This window comes from Deinococcus indicus (genome assembly GCF_002198095.1).
Taxonomy (GTDB): Bacteria; Deinococcota; Deinococci; order Deinococcales; family Deinococcaceae; genus Deinococcus; species Deinococcus caeni.
This window is the reverse complement of the sequence record NZ_NHMK01000009.1, coordinates 275968-296069: the sequence shown is the minus strand read 5'-3', so window position 1 is coordinate 296069 and position 20102 is coordinate 275968. Positions and strand designations below refer to the sequence as shown.

At 70.3% G+C, this 20102-nt stretch carries 17 protein-coding genes; 6 read left to right on the top strand and 11 right to left on the bottom strand.

Annotated features, from left to right (window positions below; all coding sequences use genetic code 11):
• Window positions 1–41: 41 nt before the first annotated feature.
• From CBQ26_RS04000 to CBQ26_RS03985, 4 genes are all read right to left on the bottom strand, one after another.
• Window positions 42–1397, bottom strand: a complete 1356-nt coding sequence (locus CBQ26_RS04000; RefSeq protein WP_308430623.1) for an HD-GYP domain-containing protein — start codon at window positions 1395–1397, stop codon at window positions 42–44.
• Between the two features lie 440 nt (window positions 1398–1837).
• A complete protein-coding gene (gene panD / locus CBQ26_RS03995; RefSeq protein WP_088247282.1) occupies window positions 1838–2203 on the bottom strand; it encodes an aspartate 1-decarboxylase in 366 nt (121 codons plus the stop codon).
• A 70-nt stretch (window positions 2204–2273) separates the two neighbouring features.
• Entirely contained in the window at window positions 2274–3833 is a 1560-nt protein-coding gene (locus CBQ26_RS03990) for an NFACT RNA binding domain-containing protein (RefSeq protein ID WP_088247281.1), read from the bottom strand.
• A 215-nt stretch (window positions 3834–4048) separates the two neighbouring features.
• Window positions 4049–6637: a BamA/OMP85 family outer membrane protein gene (locus CBQ26_RS03985; RefSeq protein WP_088247280.1), complete on the bottom strand. Its 2589-nt coding sequence runs from the start codon at window positions 6635–6637 to the stop codon at window positions 4049–4051.
• A 302-nt stretch (window positions 6638–6939) separates the two neighbouring features.
• On the opposite strand from CBQ26_RS03985, the gene CBQ26_RS03980 reads away from it, so the two are divergent.
• Genes CBQ26_RS03980 through CBQ26_RS03965 form a run of 4 tightly spaced genes read left to right on the top strand, consistent with a single transcriptional unit; the run spans window position 6940 to window position 10824 of the window.
• Window positions 6940–7590: an alanine racemase gene (locus CBQ26_RS03980; protein ID WP_088247279.1), complete on the top strand. Its 651-nt coding sequence runs from the start codon at window positions 6940–6942 to the stop codon at window positions 7588–7590.
• A complete protein-coding gene (locus tag CBQ26_RS03975) occupies window positions 7587–8555 on the top strand; it encodes a DivIVA domain-containing protein (protein WP_088247278.1) in 969 nt (322 codons plus the stop codon). The genes CBQ26_RS03980 and CBQ26_RS03975 overlap by 4 nt, the downstream gene beginning before the upstream one ends.
• Window positions 8552–9838: a cytochrome P450 gene (locus tag CBQ26_RS03970; RefSeq protein WP_229844260.1), complete on the top strand. Its 1287-nt coding sequence runs from the start codon at window positions 8552–8554 to the stop codon at window positions 9836–9838. Before CBQ26_RS03975 ends, CBQ26_RS03970 begins: the two co-directional genes overlap by 4 nt.
• 8 nt (window positions 9839–9846) lie before the next feature.
• Window positions 9847–10824, top strand: a complete 978-nt coding sequence (locus CBQ26_RS03965) for a phosphotransferase enzyme family protein (RefSeq protein WP_172417908.1) — start codon at window positions 9847–9849, stop codon at window positions 10822–10824.
• Here the strand turns inward: CBQ26_RS03965 and CBQ26_RS03960 are convergent.
• Entirely contained in the window at window positions 10763–11530 is a 768-nt protein-coding gene (locus CBQ26_RS03960; protein WP_229844269.1) for a hypothetical protein, read from the bottom strand. The two genes, CBQ26_RS03965 and CBQ26_RS03960, sit on opposite strands and share 62 nt — an antisense overlap.
• A 235-nt stretch (window positions 11531–11765) precedes the next feature.
• Window positions 11766–11969 (bottom strand): helix-turn-helix domain-containing protein, encoded by a 204-nt coding sequence (locus CBQ26_RS03955; RefSeq protein ID WP_078300149.1) that lies wholly within the window; start codon window positions 11967–11969, stop codon window positions 11766–11768.
• Window positions 11970–12210: 241 nt separating this feature from the next.
• On the opposite strand from CBQ26_RS03955, the gene CBQ26_RS03950 reads away from it, so the two are divergent.
• Window positions 12211–12987, top strand: coding sequence for a DUF554 domain-containing protein (locus CBQ26_RS03950; protein WP_088247276.1), 777 nt, complete (start codon window positions 12211–12213; stop codon window positions 12985–12987).
• Window positions 12988–13174: 187 nt separating this feature from the next.
• Here the strand turns inward: CBQ26_RS03950 and CBQ26_RS03945 are convergent, their stop codons facing one another.
• Window positions 13175–13573 carry a hypothetical protein gene (locus CBQ26_RS03945; protein ID WP_088247275.1) on the bottom strand — a complete coding sequence of 133 codons (399 nt, stop codon included), beginning with the start codon at window positions 13571–13573 and terminating at the stop codon, window positions 13175–13177.
• Between the two features lie 234 nt (window positions 13574–13807).
• Here CBQ26_RS03945 and CBQ26_RS03940 point away from each other — a divergent pair, with 234 nt between their 5' ends.
• Complete coding sequence (locus tag CBQ26_RS03940) at window positions 13808–15103, top strand: DUF4384 domain-containing protein (protein WP_229844261.1); 1296 nt, start codon at window positions 13808–13810, stop codon at window positions 15101–15103.
• Between the two features lie 267 nt (window positions 15104–15370).
• Here CBQ26_RS03940 and nspC read toward each other — a convergent pair whose 3' ends face one another.
• From nspC to rpe, 4 genes are all read right to left on the bottom strand, one after another.
• Entirely contained in the window at window positions 15371–16594 is a 1224-nt protein-coding gene (nspC, locus tag CBQ26_RS03935; protein ID WP_172417907.1) for a carboxynorspermidine decarboxylase, read from the bottom strand.
• 47 nt (window positions 16595–16641) lie between these two features.
• Window positions 16642–18411: a sel1 repeat family protein gene (locus CBQ26_RS03930; RefSeq protein ID WP_088247273.1), complete on the bottom strand. Its 1770-nt coding sequence runs from the start codon at window positions 18409–18411 to the stop codon at window positions 16642–16644.
• A 97-nt stretch (window positions 18412–18508) separates the two neighbouring features.
• Window positions 18509–19237: a 2-phosphosulfolactate phosphatase gene (locus CBQ26_RS03925; protein ID WP_088247272.1), complete on the bottom strand. Its 729-nt coding sequence runs from the start codon at window positions 19235–19237 to the stop codon at window positions 18509–18511.
• Window position 19238: 1 nt separating this feature from the next.
• Window positions 19239–19913 (bottom strand): ribulose-phosphate 3-epimerase, encoded by a 675-nt coding sequence (rpe, locus tag CBQ26_RS03920; protein ID WP_088247271.1) that lies wholly within the window; start codon window positions 19911–19913, stop codon window positions 19239–19241.
• Between the last annotated feature and the right edge of the window lie 189 nt (window positions 19914–20102).

The following is a 20102-nucleotide window of genomic DNA, read 5'->3' as shown; positions in this document are numbered from 1 at the left end:
GTGACGTTCCGGATTGTTGGCGAAACAAACGGCAGTCCGTATTACAGCACGAGGTGGGCGTCGTCGTGTTCGGCCATCATGCGCAGGAAGGCGTCCACGTACTGCGGGTCGAACTGGCGGCTGGCCTGCATGCGGATCTCGTTCACGGCGCGTTCGCGGGTCCAGGCGGGTTTGTACGGCCGGGCGTTCGTCAGGGCGTCGAACACGTCGATGATCGTGAACAGGCGGGCCGTGTCGGGGATGGTGGGGCCGCGCAGGCCGCTGGGGTAGCCGGTGCCGTCCCAGCGTTCGTGGTGGTACCGCACGAGGTCCAGGGTCTCGGCCGGCAGGAAGTGCAGGTCCTGCAGCATGTCGTACCCGATGGTCGTGTGCGTCTGGATGACCTTGCGTTCCTCGGGGTCCAGTGGGCCGCGTTTGTGCAGCACGCTGTCGGGAATGGCGAGTTTGCCCAGGTCGTGCAGGTACGCGCCCCAGCGCAGCGCCTTGACCTGATCCTCGTCCCAGCCGAGGCGCCGCGCGAGGCGCACGCTCATGCTGACCACGCGGGTGGTGTGGCCGCCGGTGTCGTCGTCGCGGCGTTCCAGGGCGGCGCCCAGCGAGCGCAGGGTCAGGTCGTTCGCGTCGCGCAGGTCGCGGATGGCGTTCCACTGGCCGAGCTGCGCGCCCAGAATCCGCGCGAAGGACGCCACGACGCTCTTCTCGACCTCGTCGTAGGCGCTGCCGTCGTTGCGGGTGAGGATCAGGACGCCCAAGTGCGTGGAGGCGCGGCCGTACACGGGAGCGACGTGGTAACTCTGCCGCTGGGGCTTCTTCAGGAGCGCCAGGGCTTCCTCGGCGACCCAGTGGTCGGCCTGGACGCTGCGGCTGTCGTTGTCGCTGGGGTGGATGGGGCGTTCCAGGAACGGTTCGAAGGCGCCCTTGGCGGCCAGGATGTGCGGGGTGCCCTGCCGGTAGGCGACGAAGGCGAGGTTCGGCGCGACCTGCAGTTTGTCCAGGATGCCGATGCCGGCGCGGATGATGGCGTCGGCGTCGCGGGCCTCGGCGAGGCGTTCGCTGCCGGCGCGCAGGGCCGTGATGGTGTTGCGCTGCCACGCGAGTTCCCGCACGATGCCCTGCTCACGCAGGATCATGTACCCGGTGGCGCCCAGTACCAGCAGCGCGCCCAGCAGGTCGGGCAGCGTGACCGCCGAGCCGGGCCGCGTGAGCGACACGACGAACGCGACCGAGTACGCGGCCAGGGAGCTCCAGCGCAGGGCGCCGCTGCGGTGCATGGTGACGGCGGCCATCAGCAGGGCGCCGGCGGCCATCAGTCCCTGGAGGCCCTGGTAGGCGGCGTAACCGAGCAGGGCGGCGGCCACGAGCAGCAGCAGGGCACTCCAGGGGTTCGGGCGGGACACAGGCGGAGTGTAGCACCAGCATGAACTTTGATTAAAGGTCAGAAATGACTGACTGGCAGTGGACCGTACCACCCGTCGTGGGGCCCCGCTGGACCGCCCGGCCGCAGGAGCCGGCCCGGTCACGTTCCCGCGCATGACCGGCGGCGGCACGGAAGACCCTCCCTGACAGGACGCCCGTCGGGGAGGGTCGCAACACCACCTTCATTGTTTCTTCATCTGACCGCAGGTTGACCTGCATGGCCCAATCGTAGGGGTCCCGCCCGGCCTGAGCGGCTGTTGTACGGATTCCGTTTGTTTCGCCAACAACCCGGGACTTCACCGGATTGCCGGCTCCACGTCCGGAACCCGTTCTTATCCCACTCGCATCCGCTCGGATTGAACGGGCTTTGCAGCCCATTCAATCGGAGTCCGTATTACTCATCCCCTAACCGAATTCCTTCTCAGGCAGGTTGCAGGGCTTCCAGCGCGCGGTTGTGCGCGTCGACCAGCACCACGCGCGGCTCCAGCTGGCAGGCCTCCTCCTCGGTGAAGTTGCCGTACGCGGCGATGATGACCATGTCGCCGGGCTGCACGAGGTGAGCGGCCGCGCCGTTAATGCCGATCACGCCGCTGCCGCGCGGGCCGCTGAGGGCGTAGGTGCTCAGGCGGTTGCCGTTGGTGATGTTGTAGATGTCGACGCGCTCGTTGACCAGGATGTCTGCGGCGTCCAGCAGGTCCTGATCGATGGTGACGCTGCCGACGTAGTCGAGGTCCGCCTGGGTGACGGTCGCGCGGTGAATCTTGGCCCTGAACATGATGCGTTCCACGAGCGGGCATTCTACCCGTCCCGGAGCGAGGAACAGCGAGCCCGCTCACCAGCCCCCAGGGCGGAGCGGGTCAGTCCGGCAGGGTGCCGTCCACGAACACGGTCTTCTGGTCGGTGTAGTGGACCTGCCCGGCGGGCGCCCCGCGCGGTTTCCAGACGTGCTTGATGCGGGTGTAGTCCACGGGGACATTGCTGCTGCCGCGCGCCTTGCTGTTCGCGGCGGCCAGCCGCGCGGCGAACAGGATGTCCGGCAGGTCCAGGTCGCGCGGGCCGCTGCGGACCAGAACGTGACTGCCGGGGTAGCCCTGCGCGTGGAACCAGAAGTCCATGCTGCGCCCGACGCGGTGGGTCAGGGTGGCGTTCTCCTTGTTGTTGCGGCCCACCAGGACCTCCAGACCCGACGGACTCGTGAAGCGGGTGCCGTAGGGACTCTTCTCGGGTTTCTCGCTCTGCACCTGCGCGGCCAGCGCGCTCAGCCGGTCCAGCGGCGCGAGGTCCAGGTCCTGCACGCGGGCCTGCGCTTCGGCCAGTTCGGCGCGCAGCGGGGCCTCCCGCTCGGCGAGGCGCAGGTAGACCTCCTCGCGGCGGCGGGCGCGCGCGTAGCGTTTCTCGGCGTTCTGCACGGCGCTCAGGTTCGGTTCCAGCGCGACCGGACGCTCGCCGCTGCCGTCGAAGGCGCTCAGCAGGACGCTGGCCGCGCCGGGCGGGACGGTGTGCGCGTAGGCCATCAGCAGGTCGGCCTCCTCGCGGTCCTGCGCGGCGTCGGTCAGGCCGGCCTCGGCGCGGGTCACGTCGGCCAGCTGGTTGCGCAGCAGCGTCACGCGTTTCTCCAGCGGTTCGCGCAGCGCCCGGCGGAGGTTCGCGGCCTTCTCGGCGCGGGCGGCCTCGCGGGCGCCGCCTTCCATGACGCCCTCGCTGACGGTCGGGTCCTGCGCGACCGACTGCGCGGCCTTCAGCGCCTGCGGCCAGCGTTCACCCGGCGGCTGGTCGGGGCTCAGGTCGGCGCGGCGGGCCAGTTCGGCGCTCAGGAGGGGGCCCAGTCCGTCGAGCCGCTCGCGCCAGCGGCCGATGGGCAGCGCGGCCAGTTCCTGCGCCTGTTCGGCGTTCAGGGTGCGTGGGTCGAGCTTGTCGTAGGGGGGTGGGGGCGTGTACGGCCCGCCGGTGCGGATGGTCCGGAAGCGGTTGCGGCTGTTCGTGATCTCGCGCGCGGCCATCACGATCCGCCCGCCGAAGCCCTCGCCGGCGTCCAGGACGAGCAGGTTGGCGTTGCGGCCCGTCACCTCGAACAGCAGGCGGGTGGGCGGCTGGTCCACGAAACCGCTCTCGCCGGAGAAGTGCAGCGCGATCACCCGGTCGAGTTTCAGCTGCTCGGCGGCCAGCAGGTCGCCACGCACCCGGTTCGCCAGGAACCGCTGGAAGGGACTGCGGGGGTCGCCGCGCAGCCGTTCGCGCGACAGGAACACCACGGGCTGCGGCGGCCGGTACGACAGCACCAGGTTGGTGCGGCCCTCGCCCGGCAGTTCCAGCAGTAGCGCGGCGGTCGTCTCGTCCGGAAAGACCCAGCCCAGGGTCCGCAGGGGCAGGTGTCCGCGCAGGTCGCGCAGCACCCGCGCGAGCATCAGGCCTTCCATGCCGGACCTCCGGGCGCGAACAGGGGAACAGTGAACGTCATCCGGGCATGCTACCCCTCCGGGCCGCGCGGATGCGTCCGCGAACTGGCCCATGCGGACGACAGTGGGCGGCGCGCCCCCCGTGTGGAGGAACGCGCCGCCCGGCTCCCGCACCCGGCGGGTCCGCCCGTTTCAGAGGGACCGGGAAGCTGCGCCCGGACCTCCGAAGGCGGGAATCAGAAGAACTTGCCGAGGCGGAAGTAGAACTTGCCCGTGCCGGTCTGGGGGCTGAAGCCGTAGTCGAAGCGCAGGCTGGGCAGCAGCGCCCCGCCAATGCCGAGGTCGAGCTGCACGCCGGCCCCGACGCCGTACTTCAGGTTGAAGTCGGTGTTGGTGGTGCCGCCCCAGGCGCTGCCGGCGTCCGCGAAGACCACGCCGTACAGGCCCTGCGCGATCCCGGCTTTCAGACCGAAGTCGTAACGGTACTCGGCGCTGGTGGTCAGGTAGTTCGAGCCGAACAGCGCGCCGTCGTCCAGGCCGCGGATCTGACGGGCGGCGCTGGCGCTGCTGCCGCCGCCGACCGCGTAGCCGGTGCCGGTGGGGGCGGTGTCCAGGCCCAGGGTGGTGCCGGCGTTGGCGCGCACGGCGAACACCTGCTGCTTGCTGCTGGTGCCCAGGGTCTTTTCCAGGGTGTTCCCGAAGCCCAGGTAGGTGCTGGCGCCGCCCTCGACGGTGCCCCAGCGGACGTTGGTGTTGTTCTGACGGCCGAAGTTGTACCCGGCGCTGACGCCGGCGCGCACGCCGCTGTCGGGGAAGTCGGGGTTCGTGGTGCTGTCGTAGTTCAGGCCGGTGTTGACGCTGGTGGTCAGCGAGGCGGCCGGCAGGAGGCCCTCGGCGGTGGCCTTGTCGAAGGTGCGGGTCTGTTCGGCGCCGCTGGCGTCCTTGTACGTGACGACGTTTTCCTTGTCTTTCAGCGCTTCGAGGTAGTACGTGGAGTACCCGGTGCCGACGCCGACGGTGCCGTACAGGTTCCGGGCGAGGCTGCGGCCCAGGCTGACGCTGAAGGAGTTGGTACGGCGGGTGTAGTCCCAGCCGGTGTCGGTGCTGGCGGGCGTGTCGGTGCTGCTGCTGACGATGCTGTTGTTGCCCACGACGTTCGAGCCGGCGCTGACGGACAGGCTGGTGGGCGTCTTGCGGAAGTCCAGGAAGTCCACGTCCAGCCAGGGAATCGAGTACGCGACGTTCCCCACGAGGTTCTGCCCGGCGTCGTTCTGCTGCCCGCCGACCGAGGCGGTGAAGTTGTGGCCCAGGCCGAACACGTTGTTGTTGGTGTACCCGGCGTCACCGCCGAAGCCGCCCGCGAAGGAATCGTAGGTCAGGCCCAGCTGGACGGGAATGCCGGTGGTGGTTTCCGCCAGACCCAGCACGTACGTGACGCTCTCGGGGTTGGCGGGGTCGCTGCGGACGCTCTCGGTCACGACGCGCACGAAGCCCAGGCGGCTGATGCGGCCCAGTGCGGCGTACAGGTCCTTCTGGTTGAAGGCCTGACCGGGTTCCGGCAGTTCGCGCAGGATCACGCGGTCCTTGGTGGTGTGCTTGCCCTGCCACTGCAGTTCGTACCCGGCGACCCGGACCTCGCGGGTGTTGAAGGTCAGCACGCCGCCCTCGAAGGTGATGGCGTCGCGGGTGCTGATCTCGTACCCGGCCTTGCGGTACACGTCGCGGATCGCCAGGAAGTCGTCCTGGGCGAGCTGGGGGCTGTACACGTCGCCGGTCTTGGTCTTCACGGCGGCGAGCAGGTCGGCGGCGGGGACCAGGGTGTTGCCCTTGACCTCGATGCTCTTGACCGGTCCGGTGGCGACGCCGGCCGAGCCGAACAGCACCGTGACCTGCGCGGGGTTCTGCGGGTCGGGCTGGATGGCGAACCCGACCGGTTTGCCGGTCTGGTTGGCGAGGGTGCGCACGTCGGCCTGCAACGCGGCGAGGCTCAGGGGCTGCCCGGCGCGGGTCTGCAGGGCCGCGCCGCTGACGCCCAGGTCGGTCAGGTCGACGGTGGACACGCGGCCCTCGATGACGCCGATCTTCAGGACGCCGCCTTCCAGGGTGCTGGCCTGGGGGTTCACGCCGGACTGCAGGTAGCCGGCGGCGTCGTAGGCCTGCTGGAGTTGCTGCACGGCGGCGAAGTAGGCGTCCGGGGTGAAGCGGCGGGCGTCGTACAGCGGCTTGAAGATCGCGGTGACGGTGCTGGCGGGCAGCAGCGTGACGCCCTGCACTTCCACGCGGGTCAGGGGGGTCGTCTCGTCCACGATGAAGTTCACGGTGACGGTGCCGTCGGATTCGGTCTTCACGTCGGCGCTGATGCTGGGCGCGAAGGGGTAGCCTTCACCCTGGAAGTTGCTGGCGAGGGCGGTTTTGGCCTCGTCGATGCGCTGGGTGTTCAGGGTGGCGCCCGGCGCGATGTTCAGCAGGTCGCCCACGCTCTTCTTGAAGCCGTCGGCGGGCAGGAAGGTCAGGCCGGTGACCGTGACGTCCTTGATGGTGGCGTTCGGGACGACCGTGATGACCAGGCTGTCCCGGCCGCCCACGCTGCGCAGTTCGGCGGCGGCGCTCTTGAAGTAGCCGCTGGCCACGACTTCCTGCTCGACCTGGCGCAGGTTGATGCTGGACAGGGGCGCGCCGCTCTGGACGCTGAGGGTGGCGCGGACAAAGTTGGCCAGCAGTTCACTGGTGCCGACCACGGTCACGTCCTGCACGGTCCCGGCGGTCTGGGCGACGGCGGGCGCGGCGAGGAGGACGGTCACGGCGAGCGTCATGGGGTGTCGCATTCTTCTCCTAGTCTCGCACGGAACCCTGAAATCGCCCCCACCTGGGAGAACGGCTGGGGGCTGGGGACGGCGAGCACTGCGCTCACACTTGCCGCTGCGTCCCTGAGAAGGGTGAAGGTTCCGTGCAGGCAGCCTTGCGCAGCCGGGCGCGGCCCCCGGCGCCCGCCCCGGCGGGACGCCGCCCCCGGCCCGGTCGGCGCGGACTTGAGTGCCTTCCCCGATTGGGTGAGAATGGCGGACGTGACGGTTTATCAGCAGCGCCCCGCCGGTCCGGCCGGGCAAGCGGCCCCGGCGGGGTCACCTTGAGCGTCCCGGCGGTCCTGGCCGCCATCCGGCAGGCCGAGGCGCAGGCCGGGCGGCCCCCCGGCAGCGCGCGGCTGGTCGCCGTGACCAAGGGCCAGGACCTACCCAGCATCGAACGCTGCGTCCTGCCGTTCGGGTCGTTCCCGCTGGGCGAGGGCCGCGCGCAGGAACTGCGGGACAAGGCGGCCGTGCGCCCGGACCTGGAATGGCATTACATCGGCACGTTGCAGCGCAACAAGGTGAAGTACCTGCGCCCGGTCACGCTGGTGCATTCCATCGAGGCCGTCTGGCAGGCCGAGGCCATCGCGCAGGCCGCGCAGGGCTGGGGCCGCGCGCCGGACGTGCTGCTGCAACTGCATAACGGCGAGGCCCAGAAGCACGGCCTGAGCGGCGAGGAACTGCCGGGCGCGCTGCGCGAGGTGCAGGCCACCGGCCTGACCGTGCGCGGCCTGATGCTCATGGCCCCGGAGTTCGAGGGTCTGGGGGACGCCGAGCGGGACGCGCGGCTGCTGGCGCTGTTCACGGACACCGCCCGGCGCGCGCATGATCTGGGTCTGTCAGAGTTGAGTATGGGCATGAGCGGGGACTACCCGCTGGCCGTTCGTGCAGGAGCCACCCTCGTGCGGGTGGGAAGGAGTCTGTTCTCGTGAAATTCACCCCCCTCGACGTGCGTCACCAGGAATTCCCGACCCGGCTGGGCAGTTACGACCGCGCGTCGGTCCGCGCGTTCCTGAACGAACTGTCCGACGATATGGAAACGCTGCTGCAGCAGCATCAGGCGCTGCGCGACCAGCTGGCAGGACTGGAACGGCAGCTGGAGGAACAGCGGCAGAACGAGGACGAGATCCGCCGCGCGGTCGTGGCGGCCGAACGCATCTCGCACGAGCTGCGCGAGAACGCCGTGCGCGAGTCGGAACTGATGATCGCCCAGGCCACCCTGCAACGCGACGCGACCCTGCGCGACGCCGAGAGCCGCCGCGCGGAACTGGAATCCGGGCATCAGGCGCGGCTGGCGGCCCTGGAGGCAGCCTTCCGGGGGCGTTTCGCGGACATGGAACGCGAACATCACGACCTGATCCGCGAACGCGAGCGGGCGCAGGCCGAACGCCTCGCCGGACTGGAACGGGCCTTCTCGGACCGTCACGCGGAACTGACCTCGCGGCTCACGTCGGCCCGGCAGGAGTACTCGCAGTTCCTGAGCGGCTACCGCGCGCTGATGTCGTCGTTCTCGGACCTGTCCGGCCGGCACGTCCTGCCGGAGGAGACGCCGCTGCCCTCCGCGCCACTGCCCTCCACGCCGCTGCCGGTCGTCCTGCCGGACGTGACAGGCGAGGTGGCCGCCGCGCCAGCCCACGACGGGCCCGCCGGCACCGCGGCGGACGACAGCCCTGATCCTTCCGGACCCGGCACGACTGCCAGCGACACGCCGGCCTCGGCACCGGAACCCGGCCTGACCCGGCACGCGCTGGTCACGCCTCCCACGGCGGGCGCCGGCATCACGGAACCCCCGGCAGGTCCCGCCGGCGGCATCAAACTGGCGGGCGCGCACCCGGCGGGCACCCAGGGCGACAGCGCCGACACGACGCTGCGGGTCGAGGGGCAGCAGTTCCTGTGAGTGCCGCCACCCCGCGCGCCGCGCTGCACGGGCGGCTGTCCGGCAGCGTCCCGACCCGCACGCTGCCGGTGTCGGACCCGGCGTTCGTGCGTGACCCGTACCCGCTGCTGGCGCAGTTGCGCGCCGACGCGCCGGTGTTCGTGGACCCGGCGCTGGACCGGGTGGTCCTGACCCGCCACGCGGACATCAGCGCCGCGCTGCGCGACCGGCGGCTGGGCCGCAGCGCCCTGCACCGCTACTCGCGCGACGAGCTGGGCTGGCCGCGCCCGGACCCGGCGCAGGCGAACTTCGACGCGTTCAACTCCAACCACCTGCTCGACAGCGAGCCGCCCAAGCACACGCGCCTGCGCTCGCTGGTGGGGCTGGCGTTCACGCCCCGCCGCGTCGAGGCATTGCAGGGCCGCATCGAGGCGCTGCTGGCCGCGCAACTGGACGGTCTGCGCGAGCAGGGTTCGTTCGATCTGGTGAGCGCCTACGCCGAACCGCTGCCCGTCACGGTGATCGCCGAGCTGCTGGGCGTGCCGGAGGAACACCGCGCGCAACTGCGGCCCTGGTCGGCGGCGATCGTGAAACTGTACGAACCGTCGGCAGGGGCGGCCGAGCAGGCGGCGGCCGAACAGGCCGTGCTGGACTTCAGCGCGCTGCTGCGCGAACTGGCCGCCCAGCGGCGCGCCGAACCGCGTGACGACCTGATCACGGCGCTCGTGCAGGTCGAACAGGACGGCGACCGCCTGACCGCACAGGAGCTGATCGACACCTGCATCCTGCTGCTGAACGCCGGGCACGAGGCCAGCGTGAACGGCCTGAGCGCCGGCGTGCAGGCCCTGCTACGCGACCGCCGGCACTGGGAGACGCTGGTGCAGGCCGCTCCGCACGAAGGCAGCCTGCCGGTGTTCCGCCGGGCCGTCGAGGAACTGCTGCGCTTCGACACGCCCCTGCCGATGTTCGAGCGGATCGTGCTGGACCCCGTCACGCTGGGCGGCGCGACCCTGAACCCCGGCGACCGGGTCGCGCTGCTGTACGCCAGCGGCAACCGCGACCCGCAACGCTTCGACGCGCCGGACGAACTGCGCCTGGACCGCGACCCGAACCCGCACCTGACCTTCGGGCTGGGCATCCACTACTGCCTGGGCGCGCCGCTGGCCCGCCTGGAACTCGCCATGAGCCTGCGCGCCCTGTGCCGCGCCCTGCCGGACCTGCAGCTGGGCGGCCCGGACGCCGCGCAGTACACGGGCGGCTTCGTGATTCGCGGCCTGGACCGCCTGACCGTTCAGGTCGGGTAGACCCCACCGTGAACGCGGCTGCACCCACAGCGGCGCAGGTCACGGTGCCAGGGATAGAGGCGCGGTGGCCGGTCGGCACTGTCCAGTCGGTCACGCCGCTGGCGGGCGGCAGCGTGAACGCCGCGTACCGCGTGCAGGCGCAGGCCGGAGTCTTTCACCTGCGGGTGTACCGCGACCCGCGCCTGGACCGGGCGCGGCGGGAACACGCGGCCGTACGGGTAGCCCGCGCCGCCGGGATTCCCACGCCGCGCGTCCTGCCCACCCACACGGGCGATACCGTGACCGACCTGAACGGCCACTGGGCGGCGCTGTTCGAGGTGACCCCCGGTGCGCCCATCCCGCGCGCCCACCTCACCCCCGGCCACGCAGAGTCGCTGGGCGCGTTCCTGGCTGATCTGCACGGACGCCTGCCACACAGCGTGGACTTTCCCGTGTCGGTCCTCGGCCCGCCCGCCAGCGCCGAGGCCACCGTGCAGGAGTTACGGCAAATTGAGGCGGCGATCCTGGCCCTCCCCCACCCGGACCCGGTGGACGGCTGGGCACTGGCCCGCACCCGCCAGCGCCTGACGCATCTGCGTTCCGCACCAGACGACGCCCCGGTGGCCGACCACCTGCCCCGACGTTTCCTGCACGGCGACTACCACGACGGGAACGTGTTCTTCCTGGGGGAACGTCCAGCGGCGATCATCGACTGGGAGCAACCCCGCCTCGCCCCGCGCGCCTGGGAGATCGTGCGCGCCCTGCACTTCTGCTTCGCGCTGGACACCGTGCTGGGGGCCGTGTTCCTGCGGGCCTACCGGGCGCACCAGCCGCTGGCGGCAGATGAACTGCGCGCCGGCACAGAACTGTACGGCGCTCTTCAGGAGCGCAACGTCTGGACGTACCGCAGCGTGTACCTGGACGGCAACCCGGCGCCACGGGCCTTCATCCGTCCGCCGCCGTACCGTCCGTTCCCGGAGCTGTGGCGGGAGGCCGGGCTGCGCTGACCAGCCCGGCGAACGGTTCCGACCACGCCGCCGCCAGCGAGCCGCGCTGCGCCTGCGCGTGGGCTTCTTCGGGGCGATTCAGGGCCAGTAGCGCCAGCACGCGCGCCGGACTGCCCGGTTCGCTGCGGTCCAGGGCCTTGGCGGCGGTCGCGGCAGCCTTGCGGCTGTTCAGGGGCCACTGCGCGTGCGCCAGGACTGCCAGCAGGTGCGGGTCGGCGGGCTGACCGGTCAGTTCCGCCACCTTCAGGCCCTCGGCCAGGGACCGCAGGGCCGCGAAGTGCGCCGCGCGGTCGGCGGCCACGCCGGGACGCTCCGGCGAGGCGCGGAACAGGTCCTGCTCGGCGTTCAGGATCGCGGCGGCGATCAGGGCGTTCCCGTCACCTTCCGCGCGGGCCAGCCGGGCGGCGTGGGCAGCCAGGGCGGCGGCGTCCGGGCTGCCGTCCAGCCGGGCGGCGCGGGCGTTCAGCACGGCCGGGCGGGCCGCGTCGGGCTGGGCGCGCAGTTCCTGCCGGGCCGCGCCGGTGTCGCCCAGGCGCAGGTGCGCGGCTGTCCGCAGCAGCGGATCGCCGGACCAGTCGAGGGTCAGGTGCGGGCGGCCCAGCCGCAGGGCGTGCGCGGCGGCGTGGGCGCGTTCAGCGGGGGGCAGGGCGGCGCAGGCGGCGCGGGCCTCCGCTTCACCGAGGGTCAGGGCGGCCGTCAGGTCCATCACGCCCGACACTATGCCACTGGCACCCCCGCCAGCGGCAACGCGCGACCGGGTGCAGGGTCAGGCGCTGCGAGTCATACGGACTGCCGTTTGTTTCGCCGACAATCCGGAACTTCACCGCCCCTGCCGGCTCCACGTCCGGAGGGGCGTTTCTCTCCTTCTCTGCGGGGCAGCTCTCCGAGTCGCATCCGCTCGGACCGGGCGGGCTTTGCAGCCCATTCAATCGGAGTCCGTATCAGGCGCTGAGGGCCAGGTCCAGTCCCAGGAACCGCCATAGCGAGCGGCGCGGGACCCGCAGGCCGCTGGGATGCTCGACCGCGCCGAGGCGTCCGTCGCGGATCCAGCGGCGGACCGTGCGTTCGTGGGTGCCGGTGAAGTCGGCCACTTCGCTGACTTTCAGGAGTTTGGGCATGTTCTGGTACTGGTCGGATAAGGTCATGGTGCTGGCCTCCTCAAACGAGCGTGGGGCCACCACACGGCAGCCCCACACACAAGTTCAGATTCTTCACGCTGGCGGTCTGGCCCGCGCCGCCCGGCCCGCCGCATCGGCGCGGCGTGTTCGGGAGGTGGGCGGTCACTCGTTTCAACTTGCACAGAACTTACCACAGGGCCCGTCAAGTGCAAGTCAGGGTTGCCTTGCCCGGACCTTCAGAATCGGCGGGGCGCTACAGTCGGGTCCGATGAGTCTCCTGACGCAACTTTCCGGAACGTTCGTGAACGTGGCCGCCGTCCTGCTGGGCACGCTGCTGGGCCTGACCATCGGCGGGCGACTGCCGGAACGCACGCAACGCACCCTGCTCCAGACCCTGAGTCTGGTGACGCTGTTCATAGGGCTGGACATGGCGGGCAGCCTGAACCGCGTGCAGGGCGGCGCGGTGCCGGGCGTGATCCTGGCCCTGATCAGCCTCGCGGCGGGCGCGGTGATCGGCGAGGCGCTGGGCGTGGAGGAAGCCCTGGAGCGCCTGGGGCAGACCCTCAAGCGCCGCTTCCGGGGCGGGGGGCGGTTCACGGAAGGGTTCGTGGCGGCCAGCCTGCTGTTCTGCGTGGGGCCCATGACCGTGATCGGCGGCCTGCAGAACGGCCTGACCGGCGACAGCAGCACCTACGTCCTGAAAAGCACCCTGGACGGCATCGCCGCGCTGGCACTGGCCGGCGCGTACGGGATCGGGGTGGGCTTCAGCGCCCTGACGGTGCTGCTGGTGCAGGGCGGCATCAGCCTGCTGGCCGGGACGTTCGCGGCCGGACTGCTGGGCGGCGCGGACCCGCAGGTGCTGAAGACCAATCCGTACGTGCTGCTGATCACCGGGGCGGGCGGCCTGACCATCATCGGGATCAGCTGGAACCTGATGCTCGCCGGGCTGGGATTCGAGGACCGCCGAGTGCGGGTCGGGAGCCTGCTGCCCGCGCTGCTGCTCGCGCCGCTGGCCCTGTGGGCCGTGACCCGCCTGGGCGGCTGATACGGACTCCGATTGAATGGGCTGCAAAGCCCGCCCGGTCCGAGCGGATGCGACCCGGAGAGCTGCCCCGCAGAGTGAGAGAGAAACGCCCCTCCGGACGTGGGGCCAGCAATCCGGTGAAGTTCCGGATGATTGGCGAAACGAACGGCGGTCCGTACGAGGGGCCGTCCCCTGGTCCGGCTGGGCATCAGGGGCGGCGCAGCTGGTTGCGCCACCACGCCCGCACCCACTCGCGGAACCGGGCGTAGTCCGCGCCGAGCAGCAGGCGCACCTTGCGGTCCTTCTCGGCATTCGTGGCGGCAATCTTCGCGCGGGCCGTCCCGGAGTCCGGCGCGCTGGCCGACAGGGTCTCGCTGCCCGCCAGCCGCCGCAGTTCCCACACCTGCGCGACCGTCAGGTCTAGCGTGGCGATCAGCGCCTGGGCGTCGGCGCGGCCGGCCGGCAGGCGGAACAGCCGGGTCAGGACCGGCGCGGCCGGCCACGGGTCTGCCGGTGCCGAGCGGCCCGCCGGCAGCACCCCAGCCGCTCCCGCGTTCCAGAGCAGTGTTCCCAGCAGCGCGCCCAGGGCGGTTCGGCGGGTGACCATGCCGTCAGCCTACCGCCCGCCGGGACGACCGGACAGGCAGGCGGGCATGAACGTCCGTTCAGGCGGCGGTCAATGAACGCTCATGGAGGCGGGCGGGTGGGGGGCGCCGCCTTCAGTTGACCTTCGGGATTCCTTGCGGACGGGCGACCGCTCAGCTGTGAGTCAGTTTCGCGGCCTACGGTGACCTCCTCACCGACCGCCCCACAGGGGGCACCACTTTCAAGAGGAGACACCATGCATACCGATCCGATCCGACGTCCGCTGAAATCCGCCACGCTGCTCATGTCCGCCCTGCTGGGGCTGGGAGCGTGGGCGGGGGCCAGTCCCGCGAAGATCACCGCCCAGAGCATCATCGTGAATCCCGTCGAGACGAAACTGAACGTGGAAGTCTGGGTGAACCGCGACGCGGGCGGCCGGGGCAACCCGGTGTACCGCAAGGGCGAGCAGCTGAGCGTCGGCCTGAAAACCAACCAGGACGCCTACGTGTACCTGTTCAACGTGAACGCCAACGGGCAGATTGACCTGTTCTTCCCGAACACCTTCGAGGAGAGCAACTTCATGCAGGCCGGCGTGACCCGCGTGTTCCCGTCGCAGGGCGCGAAGTACTCCTTCACGGTGGGCGGCCCGAACGGTCAGGACCGCCTGCTGGCGCTGGCCAGCACCCGTGAACTGGACCTGAACGACGTGGCCCGCTTCGCCGGGGGGCAGGGCTTCGCGCAGGTGCGGGTGCAGGGGCAGGAGAACCTCGCGCGGGCGCTGAGCATCGTCGTGAGCCCCCTGCCGGCCGACGCCTGGACGACCGACACCGTCACCTTCCGCGTGGGCGGCGAGGCCGTCACTCCGCCCGCCCCGGCGCCCGGCGGCGCGACCGGCAGCGTGACCATCACGCCCGGCCAGGGTCAGCCCGCGCAGCCCACCCCGGCCCCACAGCCCACTCCCGCGCCGCAGCCCACCCCGGCCGGACAGATCCAGCCGGGCGAACGCCAGAACGCCGCGCGCGATCAGGCCATGGTGGACGCCTACGCCCGCCTGAAGGGCAGCGAGAGCCTCGGGCAGGCCACCACCTACGCCGCGCCATGGGGGGACGGCCTGTGGCAGAAGTTCCGTGGGGTCGGCGCGTACGGCGACGCGGCGCTGCTGCACGCGAACGGCAGCAGCCGCTCGTACGCCGTGCACGGCATGCTGCTCGAACGCTACCTGGCGCTGGCGAAAGCCGAGAACGGCGCGACCCGCCCCCCCAGCCGCCTGGGCTGGGCCGCCGGGGACGAGAAGGTCATCCCGCGCAACACCTACGGCACCAGCGGCCTGTACGGGTTCTTCCAGAACGGCGCGCTGTACGGCACCGAGAAGTACGGCACGTTCTGGCTGACCGGCCCGGTCCTGAAAACCTACCAGGGTCTGGGCGGCAGCGGCTCGTTCCTGGGCTTCCCCACCCGCGACCAGTACCAGATCGGCGGAGCCTGGGCCGCCGATTTCGAGGGCGGCACCATCCGTACCGTGAACGGCGCCGTGAAGGTCTACCGCAAGTAAGACGGACTCGGATTGAATGGGCTGCAAAGCCCGTTCAATCCGAGCGAAGCGAGTAGGAGCAGAACGGGTTCCGGACGTGGAGCCGGCAATCCGGTGAAGTTCCGGATTGTTGGCGAAACAAACGGAATCCGTATCACCTCCCCCCGGCCTCCACCACCATCTTGCCGGCGCTGCAACGTGCGCGGCCCCTGGCAGGTTCCAATCCGACTCGACACGCGGCGGCGCACCCCCACCCTGGGAGTGCGCCGCGCGCATGACCGGCCCGGCTCAGCTGAGTTTCGCCCTGAACTCCTCGTAGCCGAAGGACTTCACGCACTCGTACGAGCCGTCCAGGTGCAGGATGCCGATGTCCGGGTGCTTGACCCCGTTGAAGAACGTCGTCTTGACCATCGTGTAGTGGATCATGTCGTCGAACACCACGCGGTCCCCGACCTTCAGCGGCTGCGGGAACACGTACTCGCCGACCACGTCCCCCGCCAGGCAGGTCGTCCCGCCGATGATGTATGGGTGGCCGCCCGCGCCCTCGCTCGTCTCGCGGTGATGGTCCAGTTCGGGCGGATCGCCCGCCCCCAGGATGCGCGGCCGGTACGGCATCTCCAGCACGTCCGGCATGTGCGCCGACACGCTGATATCGAGCAGCAGGGCGTCTTTCACGTTATGCACCACGTCCAGCACGCTGCTGACCAGCCAGCCGGTCTGCCAGCCGAACGCGCTGCCGGGTTCCAGGATCACGTGGACGCCCCACTTCTCACGGAACGCGCGGACCACGCGGATCAGACGCGCAATGTCGTACCCCTCGCGGGTCATCAGGTGCCCGCCGCCGAAGTTCACCCACTTCACCTGCGACAGGACGTCCCCGAAGTTGCGTTCCAGCACCTCCAGCGTGCGCTCCAGCGTGTCGCTGTCCTTCTCGCACAGCGTATGGAAGTGCAGGCCGTCCACGCCGTCCATCAGGTCCATGCGGAACTCGCGGCGCGTCACTCCCAGACGGGAAAACGGCCCGGCCGGGTTGTACAGGTCGGTTTCGACCTCGGCGTACTCCGGGTTCACGCGGATGCCCACGTGCATCGTCCGGCCCGCCTCACGCGCCGCCGTCACCTGCGGTTTAAAGCGCTCCCACTGACTGAACGAGTTGAACACCAGGTGATCCGCCAGTTCCAGGATCGCCGGGAACTCCGCGTCGCTGTACGCCGGGGCGTACACGTGAACCTCGCCCTGCATCTCCTCGCGCGCCAGACGCGCCTCGTTCAGGCTGCTGGCCGTCGCGCCGGTGATCCCGAACTCCCGCAGCACCGGAAATGCCGACCACATCGAGAAGCCCTTGAACGCCACGATGATCTGCGCGCCACTCTCACGCTGCACGTGCGAGATCAGGGCCAGATTCCGGCGCAGGCGGGACTCGTCCAGCACGAACGCCGGACTGGGAATCGCCGCCCAGTCCACGGAATCCACGGGCGTCACGGCAGGCAGGGCAAAATCAAGTACAGTCACGCCCCACAGCCTACCTGCTGCGGGGCGCACCGAAGGTCAGCGGGCGTTCAGTGATCCCTGGGATCGACCGGCACGAACTTCACCTGATCTCCTTCCAGAACTGCTTTCAGTTTCCCGTCGGCAACCTGCTGGATCAGGTCCTGCTGCTGAGACAGCTCCGCGCGCTCCTCGAGCAGTCTGAACGGATCCACCTCTGAGGTCGGTGGCGCGTCGGTAAAGTGTGCGCACGCCCGGAGCGCCCCGACGATCAGCACGGCGATCAGCCACCAGGGCACACGGGCCTGCCGCTCTCCCGCTGGCTCCCCAAGTTTTACCGGTCCTGTCTGGACGGCTCTGAGTTTCACGCGCCGGGCCGTTTCCGCCTGCCAGTCACGCTCCCGCGCGGCCTTGAGCGCCTTGCTGGACGGCGCGTGATCGGTGCTGGCGGCGCGTTCCAGCAGGTGCTTGGCGTAGTCCAGACTGGCCTGGAGCGGCTGGGTATCCACGGGACGCAGCAGGCCGTCCTCGCCCAGTTCGACATTCCCGGCCCGTAACTGCTGCGCCAGTTCGAAACGTGCGTCGTTTTCACCACCGTCGGCGGCGCGGTGCAGGTACTTGAAGCGTTGCCGTGGCTCCAGATTGAACTGACGCTGGAATTCCGGAAACTGCTGGTACACGTGCCAGCTCATTTCGCCGCTGAGCAGGTCGGCCGCCTTGAGGATGTCTTCTCGTCGCTGCTCGACGGGTGCGGAGGTGTGTTCGCTGAGGTAGGCGAGGGTTTCGGCCGCTGCCGTGTGGCCCTGGTCGCGGGCGATTTCCAGAACGGCGCGGGCACTCTGCGTCCCCCACGCGGGATGGATCAACTGCATGTGACCAAGCAGGACGGCCGAATCGGCGTCGCCGTCCTGAGCGGCGCGGTCCAGCAGGGCCGTGATGCGTGGAAGCTCGGGCCTGATCCAGTCTTCGGCATTGAGCACCGCCCAGCCAAAATTGCTGGAAGGTACGGAGTTCTCCTGCTGCGCCGCTGAAAGGTAACGGCGCAGGGCGTCCAGACGTTCGAACGGACTGGCGTTCGCTCCAGTCAGGGAGATCAGGAGTTGCTCGGACTGGAGCGGGTCGAGTTCAGCAGCGATGCGTGCACGTTCCACGGCCAGTGCGTGGTCCTGCGAAAAATGCTGCGCGTGATGCGCCACACAACTGTGGAATTCGGCCCAGAGGCGCTGCATGTCGGTCTGCCCGAGCAGCCCGGCATCCTGCTGCTGGCGCACGAAGGTGAGCATGTGTTCCTCGCTGCCGCCCCATTCGGTGCGCAGGTGCAGCAGCATGACGCGGCGCAGGACAAAACTGCCTGGGTTGTCCGCGACGCCGCGTGTGAACCAGTCCGGGTAGTGCTGCGTCTGCACGTCGTGCAGGCTCAGCTGGCAGCCGCGCGTGTTGCTGACCAGTCCGATGACATGCCAAGCCGCCAGGGGATTGTCGGTGAGGGTGGCGGCGTGGCGGGCGCAGCCGTCCGCCTGGGTCAGGAAGTGATCCAGGGAACGCCAACCCTGGTCACTGACGCGGTTGGACTTCTGGCCCCCGCGCGCTTCCCAGCCCCGTCCCAGGAACCAGCCTGCGAGTGCGACGTGCGGGGCGTACGTGCCGGGGCGCTTTTCGGTCCATTTCTGAAAGCCGTCGCTCAGGGTCAGGTCGGACGTCTGGAAGGGATGGAAGGCGCGCAGCAGGTCGCGCTCATGCAGTTTTCCGGCCTCAAACTGCGCCTGCAGGTCGCTCAGCTGGGCGTGAAGGGGTTCTATGTCGCCGCTGCGCAGCAGATGCAGGAGATCCGGGGCATTCATGGAGTGTTCATGCTAGTGCGCGCCCGACGTATCACCTAGCAAATCTGCCCGTCAGACCAGACATGGCAGGCGGGCAGGCTCGTGGTCGTCCGGCGGGTCAGCCGGCCGTGAATTTCAGGGTCTGGTCGGGGGTGCTGTCGTCGCGGGTCAGGGTGGGGACGATGGTGCTGGTGCTCAGGCCGGCGGCGTAGCGGACGTCCTCGCTGAGGCCCAGGCGGGTCAGGTGGGCGCCGTGACCGCTGCTGCCCAGCGCCTCCAGGGGGTTGCCTCCGTTGCGGCGGACGGTCAGGGCGATGCGGGCGCCGTCGTCGACGCTGAATTCGCCCATGGCGAGCAGGTACTCGGCGAGCACCCCGGCGGCGTACACGTCTTCCAGGCCGACGTGGTTGTCGGTGCCGGCGCAGACGATGGCGATCTCCTCGGTGGCGGCGGCGCGGGCGCGGCGGGCGGCGGCGTGGGCGTTCGTGAGGGCCGCGAGGAACACGTGCTTGCCGCTGTGCGCGGCGGTGTGGGCGGCGCCGGTGCCGTTGGTGGTGTTCATGACGACCGTCTTGCCGGTGAAGTTCTGCCCGGCGGCCTCGACGGGACTGTTCCCGAAGTCGAAGCCGGGGATGGGCAGGCCGCCGCGTTCCCCGCCGAGCAGGTAGGGGGTGCTTTCGCCTTCGGGGCGCAGGGCCAGGGCGACTTCGGGGGTGGCGGTCAGGAGCAGGGCGTCGGCGCCGCGTTCCAGGTAGGCGACGGCGGTGGTGGTGGCGCGCAGGACGTCCACGATGACGACCACGTCGGGGTAGTTGCCGTGGGGAAGAAGATCGACGCGGAGGCGCATGTTACTTCAGGGCCTCGCGCAGGCGTTCCAGGCCGGCCTGCGCGCCGCCGGGGCCGAAGACGGCGCTACCCGCCACGAGGTTGCTGGCGCCGGCGGCGACGACGGCGCGGGCGTTGGTGGGGCCGACGCCGCCGTCGACCTGCAGTTCGGCGGAGCTGCCGAGTTCGTCCAGCCAGCGGCGGACGGTGCGGATGCGGTCGAGGCTGTGCGGGATGAATTTCTGGCCGCCGAAGCCGGGGTTGACGCTCATGATCAGCACGAGGTCCACGTCGGGCAGGACGGGGCGGAGCGTTTCGAGGGGCGTGCCGGGGTTGAGGGTGACGCCCGCCTTCTTGCCGAGTTCGCGGATCTGCTGGACGGCGCGGTGGATGTGGGGGGTGCTTTCCACGTGGACGGTCAGGCCGTCGGCGCCGGCGTCGGCGAAGTCTTTCAGGTAGCGTTCGGGCCGGTCGATCATGAGGTGGACGTCCATGAACAGCGGGCTGGCGGCGCGGGCGGCGGCGAGGATGGGCAGGCCGAAGGAGATGTTGGGCACGAACTGGCCGTCCATGACATCGACGTGCGCCCAGTCGGCGCCGGCGATGGCCTGGAGTTCGTCGCCGAGGCGGGTGAAGTCGCTGGCGAGGAGGCTCGGGGCGAGAAGTACGCGCCGGGGGGTGTCGGATTCGGCAGTCACGCCCGGCAGTCTAACATTGCTCACGTTACGTCTGGAACAGACACCCCCACCCTGGTTTTACGTGAAATGAACTGGCGCGGTGAGAATGGCAACTGCCAGCCGCTCTGCCCCGGCACGGGCCGCCGGGAAAGGCTGGGCAGGAACAGAGGCCCGGCAGGCGGCCCGGCCCACCGAGCCGCACCACCGACC